General features: G+C 41.5%; 12 protein-coding genes. 5 read left to right on the top strand and 7 right to left on the bottom strand.

Annotation, left to right across the window (positions count from 1 at the left end):
• The 6 genes from CLV59_RS29545 to CLV59_RS28645 form a co-directional block, all read right to left on the bottom strand.
• On the bottom strand, positions 1–138 hold a 138-nt coding region (locus CLV59_RS29545; protein WP_146616177.1), incomplete at its 3' end, for a transposase.
• A gap of 107 nt (positions 139–245) precedes the next feature.
• Positions 246–1,661, bottom strand: coding sequence for an alpha-L-fucosidase (locus CLV59_RS28670; protein WP_111595554.1), 1,416 nt, complete (start codon positions 1,659–1,661; stop codon positions 246–248).
• Between the two features lie 279 nt (positions 1,662–1,940).
• Positions 1,941–5,951: a hybrid sensor histidine kinase/response regulator gene (locus CLV59_RS28665; protein WP_211324046.1), complete on the bottom strand. Its 4,011-nt coding sequence runs from the start codon at positions 5,949–5,951 to the stop codon at positions 1,941–1,943.
• A 36-nt stretch (positions 5,952–5,987) separates the two neighbouring features.
• A complete protein-coding gene (locus CLV59_RS28660; protein WP_111595552.1) occupies positions 5,988–7,442 on the bottom strand; it encodes a RagB/SusD family nutrient uptake outer membrane protein in 1,455 nt (484 codons plus the stop codon).
• A gap of 41 nt (positions 7,443–7,483) precedes the next feature.
• Positions 7,484–10,531 (bottom strand): SusC/RagA family TonB-linked outer membrane protein, encoded by a 3,048-nt coding sequence (locus tag CLV59_RS28655; RefSeq protein WP_111595551.1) that lies wholly within the window; start codon positions 10,529–10,531, stop codon positions 7,484–7,486.
• A 462-nt stretch (positions 10,532–10,993) separates the two neighbouring features.
• Entirely contained in the window at positions 10,994–11,620 is a 627-nt protein-coding gene (locus tag CLV59_RS28645; protein WP_111595549.1) for a hypothetical protein, read from the bottom strand.
• A 233-nt stretch (positions 11,621–11,853) separates the two neighbouring features.
• Between CLV59_RS28645 and CLV59_RS28640 the strand changes: the two genes are divergently transcribed.
• From CLV59_RS28640 to CLV59_RS28620, 5 genes are all read left to right on the top strand, one after another.
• Positions 11,854–12,504, top strand: coding sequence for a DUF2306 domain-containing protein (locus CLV59_RS28640; protein WP_111595548.1), 651 nt, complete (start codon positions 11,854–11,856; stop codon positions 12,502–12,504).
• Between the two features lie 15 nt (positions 12,505–12,519).
• Entirely contained in the window at positions 12,520–13,542 is a 1,023-nt protein-coding gene (locus tag CLV59_RS28635) for a sensor histidine kinase (protein WP_111595547.1), read from the top strand.
• Positions 13,511–14,284 carry a LytR/AlgR family response regulator transcription factor gene (locus tag CLV59_RS28630; protein ID WP_111595546.1) on the top strand — a complete coding sequence of 258 codons (774 nt, stop codon included), beginning with the start codon at positions 13,511–13,513 and terminating at the stop codon, positions 14,282–14,284. The genes CLV59_RS28635 and CLV59_RS28630 overlap by 32 nt, the downstream gene beginning before the upstream one ends.
• Before the next feature lie 466 nt (positions 14,285–14,750).
• Positions 14,751–15,770 carry a M57 family metalloprotease gene (locus CLV59_RS28625; RefSeq protein ID WP_111595545.1) on the top strand — a complete coding sequence of 340 codons (1,020 nt, stop codon included), beginning with the start codon at positions 14,751–14,753 and terminating at the stop codon, positions 15,768–15,770.
• A gap of 183 nt (positions 15,771–15,953) precedes the next feature.
• Complete coding sequence (locus tag CLV59_RS28620) at positions 15,954–16,400, top strand: N-acetylmuramoyl-L-alanine amidase (RefSeq protein WP_111595544.1); 447 nt, start codon at positions 15,954–15,956, stop codon at positions 16,398–16,400.
• Between the two features lie 60 nt (positions 16,401–16,460).
• Here the strand turns inward: CLV59_RS28620 and CLV59_RS28615 are convergent, their stop codons facing one another.
• Entirely contained in the window at positions 16,461–17,609 is a 1,149-nt protein-coding gene (locus CLV59_RS28615; RefSeq protein ID WP_111595543.1) for a helix-turn-helix domain-containing protein, read from the bottom strand.
• Positions 17,610–17,633: the final 24 nt, after the last annotated feature.

The following is a 17,633-nucleotide window of genomic DNA, read 5'->3' as shown; positions in this document are numbered from 1 at the left end:
ATAGTAATCCCACCATTTTAATAGTAATGAAGGGCTTATGTCCAGGTCATCCGATGTGGACATAATGCTCTGACCCTTTTCCACTAGTCTGATTGCTTTTACCTTAAAGGCAAAACTGTGTTTCTTTCTTGCACTCATAAAAATGCCCCCAAAAGTGTCTAAACTTTTGGGGGCACTTCATAACTGCAAGCCTTTTTACCCAATCAAAAAACCTTAAAGAGACTCAGATAGCCCCGGTGACAGGCCTAAATCACGTCCTCAATTTTAAATACCCACGCCCATTTACATGGTTCAGTGTTTGGCGAAATAACTGGCGGAACAATTGTCAACTGGTCATTTTTAAGTGTAGCCTTTACTTCCAATTGGCCGGCTCCCAGGAGCCGAACTTTTTTAAACTTCCTGATTCCATGTATGATGATTTTTCCCTCTGGCCAATTTGTACAAAGTGCATACAAATCTTTCCCTTTTCGGGTATAATAGGTATAGGGATTGTGTTTACGGTTTAACTGCTGTTTATCTTTATCCCAGATAACAGTACCAAAAATGGCCTCACCATTTACTTTCAGCCAGTCGCCTATGTCTTGCAGGCGTTGCTGCATAATCACAGGAATGCGGCCATCTGCAGTTGGGCCTACATTTAGCAGGAAATTACCACCATGAGATACGATTTCTATCAGATTGGTGATAAGGCTATCTGAAGTTTGATAATCCTCCAGGTTTTCAATGGCATTATATCCAAATGATTTTCCTATGCCACGGCACTCTTCCCAAAGGCTAAGCCGGGAATGGGCCTTATAATCAGATAAGTTGCTGGAAAATTCAGTCGAATAATATCCTCCGTGTCTTGCTCTGCAATCTGAGCCCCATCGGTCGTTTACCACAATACTATCTCTTACTGCACTATTATTATACAACCAGGCTAAGAAGGATTCACTTTTCCATAGTTTGCTGCTGAAATCCCATTCCCCGTCTGCAAACAAAAGGGAAGGTCGTAAATCCTCCACTAACTCTTTCAACTGCGGTAGCATATAATCATTTACATAACGTGTAGAATCCTTCCACATAAGTGGATGAAACCACTCATAAAGCGAATAGTAGAATCCCATCTTCAAGCCTGCAGCCGTGACGGCCGCTGAAAGTTCTTTACAGATATTCCTGTGGGGGCCTATGTCTACGCTATTCCAGTTTCTGGAAAAACGACTTGGCCACAAAGCAAATCCATCATGGTGTTTGGATGTTAGTACTACATACCTGGCGCCAGAACGGCGGAATAGCTCCGCCCAAAAGCCGGGATCAAAATTTTCCGCTTTGAAGTTCCCTGCGAAATCCTGGTATTTTATCTTATCTCCATAAAACTCCTCGTGATGTTTTACAAAATAATCCACGCTATCATGCAAGTGTTTCCAGTACCATTCTGAAAAACTCCGGTCCTTTTTTTCTCCTGGCTTCAATACTGGAGGCGCCCAGGCGGGGACGGCATATACTCCCCAGTGAATAAAAATGCCGAACTTATCCCGCTGATACCACTCCGGCATTTCCCTGCTGTCCAATGATTTCCAATCGGGCTGGTATTGTTGGGCAAGAGAAGACAACGAGGCAATTACGCAGACAGCGATCATGACATAAAACCGCAACAGGGGCGATATAAATTTCTTTTTCATAACGTTCAGATTGAATAGACGCATCATTAAAACCCGTACGAACAAATACCGTTGTTGTACAGGTAATCATTTTGGCAGATGAATAATTAATAACAAAAAGGAGCATTCTCCAGGTCAGCCATGGCAGCCTGTTTTTAGAAATAGTTCTGGCCGCGACTTTTGAAAAATGCCGTTTAGCAATTCAAAGCGTTAATGGCAGCCCGAAGATATAAGTAGTAAGAGGCGGGAGATAGTAATTTCGTCTGAAAAAAATATCAAAAAGTACATTTCTCCCAATTCTTATTCTTCCTGGTTGTCTTTCTCATGAATATCAAAAAAACGCTTGCGGTAGGCCAATGGGGAGAGCTGATAGATTTCTTTAAAGCAACGGCTGAAGTATTGAGATGAACTGAATCCAATACGCTCAGCGATAGCAGCGACGCTAATTTCCGGATCTGTCTGCAGTAGGTAAGCCCCTTTCTTTAAACGCAGTGTAGCAATAAAATCATTCGGCGTTTTTCCTGTTACCGCCTTTAGCTTTACAAATAGGTTGGTGCGGGCTATACCCATTTCCCGGGAAAACACCGCTACATTAAAATCCGGATTATCAAGGTTGCTCTCTATGATGCGGGTAGCTTCTTCCAGAAATTTTTTATCCACCAGGTTAGTCGCTAATACTTGTGGCCCTAAGTCTGGTTGTTTACCGAATTTTTCCTGCAGTAGCACCCGGTTATTGATGATGTTATGACACCTTGCTAGTAATAAACTGGTATTAAATGGTTTGGGTATATAGTCGTCAGCCCCTGTCAGCAGGCCTTCCAGGGTATGTTCTACCGATGCTCTCGCAGTTAGTAAAATGATTGGGATATGAGAAGTAATGTAATCTGACTTTAGTTTCCTGCAAAGTTCGGTACCAGTCATCTGAGGCATCAGCACATCACTGATAATAATGTCCGGAGCAGTGGAGCGAGCCTTCTCCAATCCTTCTTTACCATCTCCTGCCGACTCCACCAGGTAGTATTCATTAAAGAGGTTCCTCATCATTTCTCTTAAGTCTGGATTATCCTCCACTATCAGCAATCGCTTCTTACTTGTATCAGTCTGATCCCCCATCTCAGGCAATGTATCCTCACCTGGAATAAACAATGGTAATCGCTCCATCACCAAGGGTGCTGTCAACATCTCCGGTAAAGGTTCGTCATAAACCACCGCATTATCGAATGGCAATCTGATAATAAAGGTAGTTCCTGTACCAATTTGGCTTTCTACGGTGATGGTCCCATGATGAAGCTCCACAATACTCTTCGCTAATGTAAGCCCTAGTCCGGTGCTAAATAAGGTGTCAGCCGTATCATCTACCTGGTAGAAAGGATCAAACACATAAGGTAAATGCTCCGGTGCAATGCCTTTTCCAGTATCTGCCACTTTCATTATTGCACTATCTTTTTCCTGTTGGAGGGACAAGGTGACCATCCCTCCCGCCACCGTATGCCTGAAGGCGTTAGAGAGGAGGTTATTGACAACCTTCTGCATTTGCCTGGCATCAAACCACGCCTGTATATCCGGCCCCTGCTGGTCCAGCAGGAAATCGATTTTTCTGGCGGAAGCATAGGACTCAAAATATTTAAATTCCTGACGAATGAAAGCGCTCAGGTTTTGTCGTCCCCCTTTAATCCGCAGGTGTCCCTCTTCCTGTTTCCTAAAATCCAATAACTCTGTGATCAGATCCCGCAACTGAATACTGTGATGATGAATACCTGATACTTTTTTTAAAACATGCGGAGGAATACTTCCCTGAAGCAGCAACAATTGTTCTATCTGTCCAATGATCAAAGTCAAAGGGGTTCTGAACTCATGGGAAATACTGGTAAAAAAGCGAAGTTTTGCCTGATTCATCGATTCAATATCACGAATATGCCGTTGCTCATAACGTAGTGATTCCTGCAATCGAATCTTTGTTTTGTACGCTTTAAATACGTAGTACATGATCGCCGCAAATAGCAAGAAGTACAGGAGGTACATCCATACTGTTTTATAAAAAGGAGGCAGTATCCTGATCAGCAGTTCTTTTCTCGGGCCACCGGGCTTTTGGGATTTTATGATCAGTTTATACAAACCAGGAGACAAATTGGTATATGTGATCGGATGATTTTTTGTTGCTGGAATCCAGTTATCAGAAAAGCCCTCCAACTTATAAACGATATTATCACTATTAGCAGGAATAAAATTATTGGTGGCCCATTCGATACTGAAAACGGAGTATTTGCTACTCAAAGTTATGGCGCTGGTATTAGAAAGGCTTTGCTGGAGCAATTGTGGGTCATCACCTGCCGTCATCAGCTTGTTGTTAACGATTAATCGCTCTAATATGATATCATATGGTTTATCCTGATTTTCGAGGTCTTTTTCAAAAAAGGACACCATCCCATTTACTCCCCCTAAAAATATTCTTCCTTCCCTATCTACAAACAGCCCATTCTCATTCATCGCTCCTAAAGGGAACCCATATTCATAACGGTAATCCTTAAACGAATTATGCTTGGGATTAAATAAAGTAAAACTTTGATTTGTAACAATGATCAGGTTGCCGGAAGATGATTCGTACAGGTCATAAATGCTGTTACTGGCCACCCCATTCTTTTCCAAATCAAAATGTTTGAAATCATCCGTTTCCGGGCAAAAGAGATTTAACCCGGAGGCAGCCGTACCAAACCACAGCATTCCATTCTTATCTTCTAAAATTCTGTTTACCAGTGCTCCTGACAGCTTTCCGGGTTTTCCTGGTTCACCCGGATAGTGCCTAAACTCTTTTGTATCGAAATGATAGGCGAATACTCCGGTTCCAATACCTGCCACCCATAACACCCCCTTTTTATCTATCAATAGGGTAAAGCCATCGACATCCAAAAGTCGGGTACTCTTCCCTGTTTCAGGATTAAATTTTACAATGCCTTTGCTGGTAGCAAGTATTATTTGATCTCCGTAAGGTATAATTTCCCGTATTATGTTGGAAGGGATAGCAGTAGAATCATTCTCATTGACAGGAAAATGAGTAAACTTCCTGGTGGCAAGATCCATCTTATTAAGGCCTCCCAGGTGAGTCCCTATCCACAAAGCGTTCCGCTTCTTATCAAAACAGATAGCCTTCAGGTTATTCTGGGAGATACTGTTTTTCCCGGGATCGTGTTTATACCAGGTAAACTGACCTGTTTTTTTATTCAATTGATTCAATCCTCCCCCTTCTGTGCAAACCCATAGATTATCATTGGCATCTTCTGTCATTTTTCCCACAACAGCAGAGCTAAGTCCTTTACCTGCCGATTCACTTTTGCGATAGAAAGTGTAGATCTCATATGCAGGATTAAAATAATTGACGCCGCCAAAATATGTCCCAACCCATATTGTTCCTTGCTGGTCTTTGATAATACTCCATACAGATGCATTACTTAATCCTGTGTTGGTATCGGTGTCATTATAGGCCGTAAACTGTCCCGTATTTTTGTCCAGCTTATTAAGCCCCCGAAAGGTTCCCACCCATATTTCTCCCTTATTATCCTCCACAGTACATCTTACAAAATCAGAGGAAATTGTATGAGGGTTTTGCGCTTGATGCCGGTAATTAATAATGCGTTCGCCATTAATCCGAAAGAGGCCGTGCTCCCAACTCCCCACCCATATCTCTCCGCCCGAATCCTGGTAAATATCAATCACATGGATGTCATCAATTACTTTCTTCAGTAACCCACTATCTTTTTTTCTCAGATAGAGTCCACCTTTCTCCGTACCTATCCACATATTACCGGATGAATCCATCCGCATAAAAGTCAATACAAGTCTCGGATCTGGTAAACTGAAAACTATCCTCCTGCTATTATCTTTTTCATTAAGCTCATAAATATTGGTTCGATCCAAAATATAGAGATGTCCTCTCATATAACAGATCTGCTGGAATTGGCCGGCAAACAAGAAATTAAAGCGATCGAGGACATCATCATATTCAACAATACCGTTTGTATTCAGGATATAAACCTTATCCTTACCATTCCCGGTAATGGTTCTAATAAAGCTCCCGTTGAGACGGGAGCTATCTCTTTCAACAGCTCTATATTGGTTTATACTATTGCCGTTATAACAGTTCAGACCTTCACGAGTACCTATCCATATGAAACCTTTTCCATCCTGAAACAATGATGTTATAGAGTTATGGGACAAGCCTGTTTCCGTGGACAACTTTCTGAAAGAGATATCCGCTGCCCGGGAAAGGCTGATACAACATAAAGTCAGCAAGATGCCATGAATCAATTGCTTCATATAAGGTGCGGTATGATCTGTAGCTGTTAATAATATTTAATAACCGGGATTTTGTTGCCATCCTGTAACGGTAAGTTCATCTACAGGTACAGGCATCAGGTATTGATTTTTGGTTTTCTGTGTAACGGTAAGACGGTTGACTGCTTCTACTTGTTGCGTGCGTACGAGCTCATGCCAACGTCTGAATTCAGCAAAAAATTCCCATCCTCTTTCATCAGCAACTGCCTTAGTGAAGGAATCAGCGGAAAGACCCGGCTGCAGGTCATTGGCCACACCGCCATTTCCACGTTTACGAATCTGATTCACACAATCGTAAGATAAGGAATTGGGTGCGCCATCCGCTTTATTTTGTGCTTCTGCATACAGCAAGAGGGCGTCTGCATATCTGCATATAGGCGTAATGCCATCCACAATAGACGATTTAGTGCCCCAATTTCGATATTTACCTATAGCAGGAGCATGTAAAGGTGTTTGTTTAAAATTAATGGTCACACCATTACCCGTAAATGTCGTCACGTAGTTCCATTCTTTTCTTTTATCATTCGGATATTTTTCATAGAAAAGGGAGTCTCCCAGGTAATCGCCCCATCCGGTTTCCTCCGCCGCTAGATAGGAAATACCATATTGGCCGCCAGTACCTTGCGTAACAGAATGGTTCAATGCGAATATGTGTTCCGTCATATCAGACATTCTTGATAAAAGCCATAAATCGCTGTAATTATCCATCAGCCGATACTTATGTCCATCTATCACCTCCTTTGCCTTTTCAGCAGCTTTGGTATACATCTCCGTACGTTTCAACGGCCAACCTGCCATAGTGATATAAACATCTGCGAGTATCGTTTTGGCAGCCCATTTACATGGCCTCGAATTATTATTGCTTCTGGGAATATCCGGTAACAGCGCCTCCGCCTGTTGAAGATCATTTACAATTAATTTATCATAGATATCAGCTACACGGGTGCGTGGAATTTTTTTATTGCCAAAAATATCTGTAGCCGCATTATAATCAATAATAGCGGGAACATCTCCGAACATCCTTACCAGCATAAAATAAGCATATCCTCTCATAAAATATGCTTCTCCAAGATATTTGTTTTTAACTTCCTGTGTTGCCTGAGTGGATTTGGGAATTTCAGTCAGCATCATGTTACTCAATTGTATCACTTTATACATATTGAGCCATAAACTTTTGATATCATCTTTCAGGAGACCTGCATCTTTATTCAGGATATCCACCTGCGTGCCTCTTTTAGTAATGGTACCACAAATCATGTCATCAGATCCAAGCATCAGAATAACCTGTCTGCAACTGAAATCCCAGTTGCCCATCCATAGGGCCGTATACAAGCCATTAGCCATTGTCTGTATGCCTTGTTCATCATACTCCAGATTTTCCGGAGTGAGAAAGCTGTGTGGCGCCTGATCCAGTTTGGCGCAACTGCTGCAAAGCAACAATGTACCGATAATATATTGCGTGATTCTTTTCATATGTTAAATTTTCAAAGTGAGTAACCCGGATAAGACCATTGTTAGAAAGAAACATTTACACCCGCCACAAAACTCTTACCGCTCGGATAATAGCCATAGTCAAGCCCCGAACGCACTGGCGTTTTCAACGACACTTCCGGGTCTATACCAGAGTAACCGGTGAATGTAAGCAGGTTCTGAGCAGAGCCATATATCCTGAGGGATGAAATACCCCACTTTTTACAGGCAGCATCCCTTAGGGTATAACCCAGGGTAATGCTTTTTAATCTTACAAAGTCGCCTCTTTCAACATACTGGGAGGAGGGGGTTTTCTGATTGTGACGCTGTACAAATCCGGCTATTTTTGCGTCTTCATTTACATCTTTGATCCATCTGTTACGGTAGTCTGGTGTAGGGGCCAATTGCGAGTTAATGCCAATAAGCATGGTCTCCTCCTTTACGCGGTTGTAAATATCAAATCCATGGTATCCGGTAAAATATAAGCTCAGATCTATATTCTTAAATGAAAAACTATTATTCCAGCCCCAGTTAAAGGGTGGTTGTCCATTTCCTATTTTCACCACATCCTGGTCATTAATCAATCCATCATTATTGATGTCTTTGTATTTATAGCCACCCGGCTCTGTATTGTATTTGGTTGCTTCTGCAGCTTCTGAACTTTTGTATACCCCTTCATTGAGGTAACCATACATCGTCCCCAGTTTTTCATGTTTCACCAACCGGAAGTATTGAAATTCCGGACCATCCAGTTTTGTAAATGCCCGGTCTGCGCCCAGATCTTCCACGGTGGCCTTTCCGAATGTCAATGTCAGTGCAGTATTCCAGGAGAAGTTATTCTTCACAATAGGGTCGCCGCCCAGGGTAATATCTACTCCTTTGCTCTGAATCTCTCCGACATTCGCAATAGCTGAGGTAAACCCAGAGTACAGAGGCATGGTCAGGTCAAAAAGTGCATCAGTGGTGGTACGTTTATAGTATTCAATGGTAGCAGTGGCCCTGTTATTAAAAAATCCCAGGTCTACACCGGCGCTGATCTGTTTATTCCGCTCCCAGGTGAGGTTCTTGTTCCCCATTTGTGATACTGAAAATCCTAAATTTCCGGAAGCGTCGCGGGATGATTTTAGTTCTGTAAAGCTGGCATAGGGCCTACCTCCCTGGTTTCCGGTCTCCCCATAACTCAGTCGCCATTTCCATTGACTGATCATTTTACTATTTTTCAGAAACCTTTCCTGGTCCATGTTCCAGGCAGCTGCATACGCTGTGAATGTCTGCCAGCGGTTTTCCGGAGATAGCCTGGAGGAGCCATCCCGACGTAAGGAGGCCGTCAACAAATACCGGTTACCATACACATAGTTTATCCTTCCAACGAAAGACATCAGGGTCGTTATTGTTTTACCAGTAGTACTCGTCATTGTTTTAGAAAGAGAAAGGTTATCGGCTCCAACGCCTACTGATACCAGGTCCACTCCTGTTCCCTGCTGGTAGTAAGACTCATTCATTTCCTGATCAAAAACGCCGGTTAATGTGAGTCGATGTTCTTGCAGCTCTTTATTGTAAGTAAGTATATTTGAACTGATCCAACTACGATTTTGCGCCATGTAGACTGCAGCATCCGTTTTTCGGTTCGTCATATAGTTGGAACTAAACTTATTATTCACCGTACGGTCCTGCTGCGTATAAAAATCCAATTTCTGTTGTGTACGAAAAGAGAGCCCTTTGAATAGTTTTACATTTACAAAACCTTGTAAAATGGGATTATAATTATAGCTGCTTCGATCCATTTCCCATATAATACCCATTGGATTATACTTTTCGCCCATAGGCGTGATATTATTGTATTCTCCTTTTTCGTTTTTAGGTAGGACGGTGGTGGGCATCGTGATAGCATCAATCACAGGGTTGCGCCAATAAGAGAAAGAGGGACTCACCCCAGTATTGTAATTCATCCTGAAATTCAGTCCTGCATCAATTTTGTTCGACAATTTACTATCCACCTTCATGAATACAGTTCCCGTTTTTTTGCCAGACCTCGCAGCCACGCCATTATTATCATTATAAATAAGAGATAACAGGTACTTAGTATCTTTACTTCCGCCAGACACAGACAAATCATAATTCTGCTCCACTGCTGTATTGTTGAACATATGGTCGGCATACTTGTATTCGCCAATCCCCTGGTCAAACTGCGCTATCTGGGCATCCGTATAATAGACTTTCACAGCATTGCCACTGGACTGTGCAATCTCCCGTCCATAGGAATTATACAGGCGGGCAAATTCTCCGGCAGACATAGTAGCCGGAAGAGCAGGCGGCTTTTTAAAGCTCAGAAAGGAGTTAAATGTAATCCTGGGTTTGCCTGCAACTCCCGACCTGGTAGTTACAAGGATTACTCCATTAGCGGCCCGTGAGCCATAAATAGCTGTAGCAGAAGCATCTTTCAGGACCTCCAGCGATTCAATGTTATTAGGTCCAACAGCATTAAGGCCTCCCCCAACAAAACCATCTATTACTACCAGCGGGCCTCCATCATTATTAAATGAACTTAGTCCTCTTATCCTAATAGTAGCTCCCTGATTGGGATCTCCTGAAGGAATCACACTTACCCCAGCCATTCGTCCCTGCATAGCACTCTCTATATTGGCGACTGGCATACTTTTCATCACCTGTGCAGGTTTTATAGAAACGATAGAACCTGTAAGATCAGACTTACGCTGCTCTCCATATCCTACCACGACTATCTCTCCAAGTTTTACATCATTGGTATTCAATACAATATTGTAATTAGACCGTTCATTGACAGGAATTTCACTGGTAACAAATCCCATATGAGAGACAGCCAGCACTGCTCCATCTGGCGCGATCAGGTTGAATGAACCATCAGATCCTGTTTTTATTCCTACAGTAGTTCCTTTAATTTGGATACTGGCGCCGGGAATCCCCTCCCCATTAGCGTCTACGATTTTACCTTTAATGTTAAATTGCTTTGCATTCTGTGCATACATCACACCATGACAAATAAAAATGAAGATCAGTAAGTAGATCCAGGTGGAATTTGCAGTTGGCCACAGATAAAAATTTCTTTTTGACATAACTGATAGTTGACGGTGGAAATAATTTTCCCTAAGGAAATTGACTTTGGCTGTTATTAAATTACTGTTTCACTGCTCCCAAAAAATAGCTGGGAGACACTGAAATCGTCATAAGTACTACTGCAGTAGGTACGTTACTATTCATTAACGCGGCTTTGTTCACTGTACCGGCAAATATAGTCGCATGGCTAAATGGGGAGGAATACAATCGTACATCATTCGTATAAAAACGTACATTTTTCAGCGGTTATGTGTCAGTTTTCTCCAAACTACCGGCACAACGGTCACCATCGTATTCCATCAGAGGACTTTCAGTTTTACTTTAAAGAAATTTATGGCTTCATCGTTAAACAGTGAAAGCCACCCCCATTTCCTGGAGATGGCTTTCATTGTTTAATGTGAGCCGACAGTAATTCTTTGAGTATTACAGATCTTTATGGTTGCTGCCTTGTATACTGGTCATCATGCAGGCGGCAGACCACCATAGGTGTAAACATATAATAAAGACACAATATCTTTAAATGCTAATTCCTTATTCTTAAGCATTTTGGTGGCTGCATCACTATCAGCCATAACAGCCTGCATGCTTTCATAGAAATTATTCTCCCCCAAAAGTGTTAGTTGTTCATCGCTTGGGCCAAAATAATAATCGTAATGCATTACCTTGGAGGCCGGGGTTACTCTCCCGTCGGCCCACCTAACGGCCTTACTCATCACAAACGAAAGACTTCTATACAGCTTCACCTGATTTCTACCGACAAGCACTTCAATCACCGGCTTTTGTGCAAACAAGGGATTATTAGATACAATAAAGCTATCAATGCTGCCATAACTATCGCGTTCAATAGTAAAGCGTTGCAAGGAACGGGGATCGATTTTTAATTCATTTCCCTTGACATCATTCTTAAAATAGATAACGGTTTCAGTCACTTTCGAAGTCTCATCAGGAGCAATCCAGCACAGATAGCCTGCATGCTTGTTGCCCTGATTATCATAATAAGTGCCTTTCGACCAGTTTTTGCCCTGAAATTGGGCGGTGGAGACCTTTACACAGGTAAACAGGATAAATAATAACATCAATACGCGCATAAAAAGGATTTATCATCCGAAAATAGCATATTTAATCAGTGTTTCAAATGCGCACAATGTTATTATTATATAACTAAATGTGGCATACAGGTACTCCGGAATTCAAGCGCTCTTAACAAGGCTTCTACGCTTCATTTATCTTTCTTCATCGGCAAATATCCTTCTTCGTCGGAAACTGATTCTCCAAATCCACCTGATGCTGTTCTTTTGAATGTAAATAAAAGGGAATAACTATGGAAAAATTACACCAATTAAACATTCTAATGCACGTTATCGCAGGGAGCGGGGCTTTAATAATTGGAATGATAGCCTTTTTAACAAGAAAAAAGGCGGCAAAACATCGCAGGTATGGTACCATTTTCACTTGGTTGATGATTATAATAGTGGTAACGGCAATGGCTGGCGTGATTATATTCGGGAGAAATACATTTTTGTTGGTGCTGACATTACTAAGCGGATATAACTGCTTTAGTGGTATACGTACCATGCGACTCCGGGGGCAGAAACCGCGTTTCCTTGACTATATTGTTCCAATAATTGTAATATCGTCTGCGGTGTACTACCTATATTATATTAACAGCATTGGATTGTATTGGTCCCCTGCCGTTATATATCCAACATTGGGTGCATTATTCTTATTGACCATATATGATCTATGCAGAGGATGGATGCCTGTTAGATTCTTACAACAATCTTTTATATATGAGCATGTTTACAAAATGCTTGCATCTTATATGGCTGCAGTATCGGCTTTCAGTGGTACCGTATTCCCACAATTCAAGCCCTATAGTCAGATTCTACCGACCTTCTTAGGCTTGCTATGGATAATGATTATCTTTGGATCGCTCCGTAATAAAAATGCAGCAAAGAGAATAGTTTCTTAAAACAAGTGTACTAACATGCGATTTTTCATAAAAATCTTGTTGATATGCATTCTAATAGGGCTGGCGTTTGGTTTATACACTTACTATACAATAAACCATCGTCCAGAGCAAGTGTATATAAACACGCTATCTAGTGTTTGTATTGGAGGATTGTTATGCATATTAATTTACAACCGGCATTATTTCATCAATAACCTGCAAAATCCTGTAGGCAAAATCATTATCATACTGGGTTTGCTTATTATAGTTGCATTGGTGGGAACAGAGCTAACACTTCTACTTCGTTCAGCCTTATGGTCTCAGCAGCCATTTAAATGGTTCAATGGAGGCAATATTTATATACTAAATACCATCATAGTATTCGTCATAGGCATTCCTATGTATGTGAGTGAAGAATGGAGAAGCCAATTAAACAGCCGTATTCTACAACAACAATATCGGCTATTGCAGTTAGAACAGCAGCAAACAGTATTTGAGTTGGAATTACTCCGCGCTAAGATAAATCCCCACTTCTTATACAATGTACACAATTCAATTGCAGGGTTGATCACGACTAACCCGCAAAAGGCAGAACAACTCGTGATCTTACTATCCAAATTCTTCCGGTTTACCCTCAACAAAAACAGTAGTACGTTTCACACAGTTGCTGATGAGGTAGAAATCATCAGTACCTATCTTCATATGCAACAGATTCGCTATGAAAATAGGATGCAATTTAATATAAGGGTGGCCCCTACTACGAATAATTTACTTATCCCCTCATTTATATTGCAACCGCTTGTTGAAAATGCCGTAAAACACGGAATTGAAAGCAGTTCAGATAAAGGTTCTATAGATGTGACAATACAATTAACCGGGGAGCATATTATTATTACCATTCATGACACAGGCCCGGCATTTCCAGAGGAACCATCCTCCGGTATGGGATTACAAATGGTGATGAACAAAATAAAATTGTTGTATCCTACAGGATATAGTATCGAATTGATCAATCAACCTTCGAAACATGTACGACTCAGCCTTCCAGGAAGAAATTAGCACCTTGCTTGTTGATGATGAAACTATTGCTATTCAACGTTTGCGCCATGCATTGCAAGCCTTCCCACAGATTAAAATAATAGGAGAAGCTCATGATGGGCCTTCAGCCATAGCGTTCATAAACGCCAAACGACCGGCACTTGTCTTTCTGGATATCCGCATCCCAGGCTTTAATGGTTTCGATGTATTAAACCATTTAACGTACACACCATTGATCGTGTTTGTTACTGCATATGAGGAGTATGCAGTGAAAGCGTTCGAAAAGAATTCCATAGACTACCTTCTCAAACCATTCGACGATGCCCGATTGGCAATTACTATCAAGCGGATCATCCAACATAAGGCTAACCATACAGACTTATTACTAAAAATTAAGCAACTAGTAACTGAACAACATACAACGAATATCATCAGCACCATACCTGTAAAAGTGGGTAATAAAATACAACTTGTACAAGTGGAGGAAGTATTGTTCTTTGAAGCAAAAGATAAGTATGTTGCGATGCATACAATGGATGGGGAAAAGCTGATTGAATACTCGCTCAGTTACCTGGAAAGCAGATTGCCACCTTCATTTGTACGAGTGCATCGAGGGGTTATCGTTCATAAACTAAAGATTTATGAAATCCAGAAGTACTTCAAAGGGACTTTCATCATCGTGATGCAGGATATTAAACGTACCAAGATAAAGACTGCATATTCCTATTACGAGATCATTAAAACAAAGTTACTATTACCGTGATCGTATGGGAACTTCAGACTTTTTCATCAATTTTAACTTGTGCCACTGGCGATGGCACAAAGCCTCTCTCACTAGGTAATTTCAGTACACAAACCTACATGAGGCATCCTTGAATACATATACAATAAACACATATTATCTATCTCCATAAATAATATTCTCCGGCATAGATGCAAGAGGAAATGGTGTGGAAGTTTACTGCCTGTTTGCCCAGTACGAAGAGGCCATTCCAAAAGTAATTGCGTATTATTACCTGTCTCCCCCTACAGCACTTATCATAACTCCCTATCTACCTTAACTCATGTTGTCAAGTTAATTATTTATCCTTACTATTTCCTCAAAACAAATTATATTAGTTCTGTCAACCAGGTCTGAATTTGACCCCATACAAGAACCCTGTCGTTAACACTCCCTTAATAAATATTGAAGTAACCCTTTTTCAATTACCATTTTTTAAAAAAACCTTATGAAAAAATTTGTTTCCTTGATACTGGCAGTATTTATTGTCAGCCTAATCTATGTATCCTGTAAAAAAAGTACTACGTCTACAGCTGAACAAAATCAATCTATTCCACAACAAGTGCTGAACGACATCGCAGCCCATGGGTTTAGTACCAAAAATGTGGTGGCCTTTAAAGCAGGTTACCTGGTAGAAGGAGATATTTATCTGACAGCAGACGATTTAAAAAAGAAACCGGCATCTTCCCCTACTCTTCGCATCGCCAATACAGAACAGTTCAGAACATATAACCTGGTGACAGGCTTACCGCGAGTGATTACTGTTTCTGTCAGTAACCTGGGACAGAATTACATCGATGCCACCGATCAGGCAATTGCCAGGTATAATGCCCTTAATTTACGGATGACCTTTCAACGTATTACTGGCAACGCAGATATTAATATCCAGGGATTTTACGAGGGACCGTCCAATGGTTTTATTACATTGGGAAGCTCTGGTTTCCCCGCCAATGGTAATCCTTTCAACAGCATTACCCTGAATACCCATCCGCAGGCATTGGGAGCTAGTCCAGATGTAGCAAAAACTACAGCCACCATTCAACATGAAATTGGGCACTGTATAGGTTTTCGCCATTCAGACTATATGAACCGCGATTTTAGTTGCGTATACTCCGATCCGGGTCCTCATCCGGAAACTGACCCTAATAATATTGGAGCAGTAAACATTCCAGGTACACCCAGCACCGCCGATCCGGATAGTTGGATGCTGGCCTGTGCAGGTAGTACGCCACGTACCTTTAATTACTATGATAATATTGCCTTGCAGTATTTGTACGGTACGCCACTTTGCGTAGGAGAAGGCTACAAAATTGTGAATGGCGTATGTGAGAAAGGGGTAAAAAGATGGACTACCAGTAGCCATGTAGGTAACCGTTACTATTGCTATTATACTTATGAATTCAGTGATGGATCAACCAGTGGTAATTATTATGTCACTTCTAATTTCCCTTGCCTTAATCCGCTATGAGTCATCGATCATTCAGGGAGCGATTAACGTAATACAAATGAACAACTGTTTCCTCCTGGAGGCAGTTGTTCATTTTATATTTATTCAAACCAGTATTATCATACCGACTTACATTGGCCGCCACCGGGAAAAATGGACATGCCCAAAGCTGGCTGCAAAAGATGATAACGAAATAAAACAATTATGATAGATCCAAACACCACTGCCCAAAATAACCCGCGCAAGATCGCCTATATTGTAGTGCATTGTACTGCAACTTCCCCATCAACAAAAATAAAAAACATTCAGCGCTATTGGAGTGAAAACCTGGGTTGGAAAAATCCCGGTTATCATTACATCATTGAAGCAAACGGAAATATTGTCACCCTACTTTCTGAAACGAAATCCAGTAATGGCGTACAGGGTTACAACAGCACTTGCATACACATCTGTTATATCGGTGGTGTAGACAGCAAGATCAAGCCAATGGATACCCGTACTGATGCACAGAAAGCAGCTTTGTTGTCGTCTTTGGAACTACTAAAGAAAAAGTACCCGACTGCTGTTATTTGGGGGCACCGCGATTTTCCCGGAGTAAACAAATCCTGTCCTTCCTTTGATGCAAAAAAGACTTATGCGAATATAAAATAGCACCAGTCTTTTGAACTTGTCCGGACAGTTTCGAACTAATATCATTAATCTATAAATTTGTTATTCCGGGTTATCGGGTTGGTTATTCTTATCTTTTCTACTGCCGTTTACAAAGTCTGTTGGTGATCCCCCTGTCCATTTTTTGAAGGCAGTATTGAAAGTGGTCTTTGAATTAAATCCTGCGGCAAAGGCTATACCTATCATATTTAGTTCATCCATCTTGGCGGATAGTAGCAGTCTTTTAGCTTCTTCTACCCGGTACCGGTTTACAAAATGATAAAAATTGGTTCCAGTTGCTTGATTTATCAGGTAAGAGGTGTCATGAATGGTGATACCCAATTTTTCCGCTACCACAGGAAGCGTTAGTTCATTATCAAGAAAAAGTTTTTCAGTTTCCATTAGCTGCGACAAACGGGCGGATAGTTCCTCGAGTGTTATATCGCTCAAACGCGGAGGCCGGACGGCTTCTTTACCTGGAGACGCTTCCACGATCACAGCTATCTCTTCCATGGCTGCCGATTGAAAGGCAAAAATGGCTCCTTGTCGCACAGCAAAATAGGCCAGAAAAAAGATAGCTCCCATATAAACAAAGGGGGTCATTGTTAATAATACCGTCCAGCCAAACAGGGCGTCGTTGATCCAGAAAAGCCCAATGACCACCAATATCAGGAGGAAATACTGCAGCCACCGTAGATTAATCCCGTCTGTTGTTGCGGCAATGAGCTGCAGGTTCTTTTTATGCTTAACCAAAGCCCTCCAGGATACTATGATATAGGCCAACATCTGAAAAGGCAACAGATCACGGATGATGATATCCGTATTACCGACTTCAAACAGTTTATAGACAATAATGGTAGGGCTATGGTAAAAAATAATATTCTCCACCACCGCGTAAATAACGAAAGGAAGGAAATGCAGCCCATCCTTCCAAGTAAAAGATTTTGCCGGGTTAACAAAAAAAAGGGTTCCCATATACAGAGATGGGGCGAGTAAAAACTCTCCACTGTAAACACCTTTCAGTAGATGTGGATATACAGTACCAAGGCCGGTCGCTTCCAGATAGATCCCGGTAAAGGCAATAGCTATTACCAGTACAAATAGTGCCAGCCAGCGGTTGGCCACCGGGTTTTGCCCTAAAGGATGAAAAAATAACAAGAGAGCCAGCAGGCAGCATGCTCCTTCCGAAAAGCACAATAAAAAAGTGTTCATCTGTGAATTTAAGCATTTCCAAAC

Source organism: Chitinophaga dinghuensis, assembly GCF_003259435.1.
In the GTDB taxonomy this organism is placed as follows: Bacteria; Bacteroidota; Bacteroidia; order Chitinophagales; family Chitinophagaceae; genus Chitinophaga; species Chitinophaga dinghuensis.
Note: the sequence above shows the minus strand (reverse complement) of the source record. Positions and strands in the feature narration are given on the sequence as shown.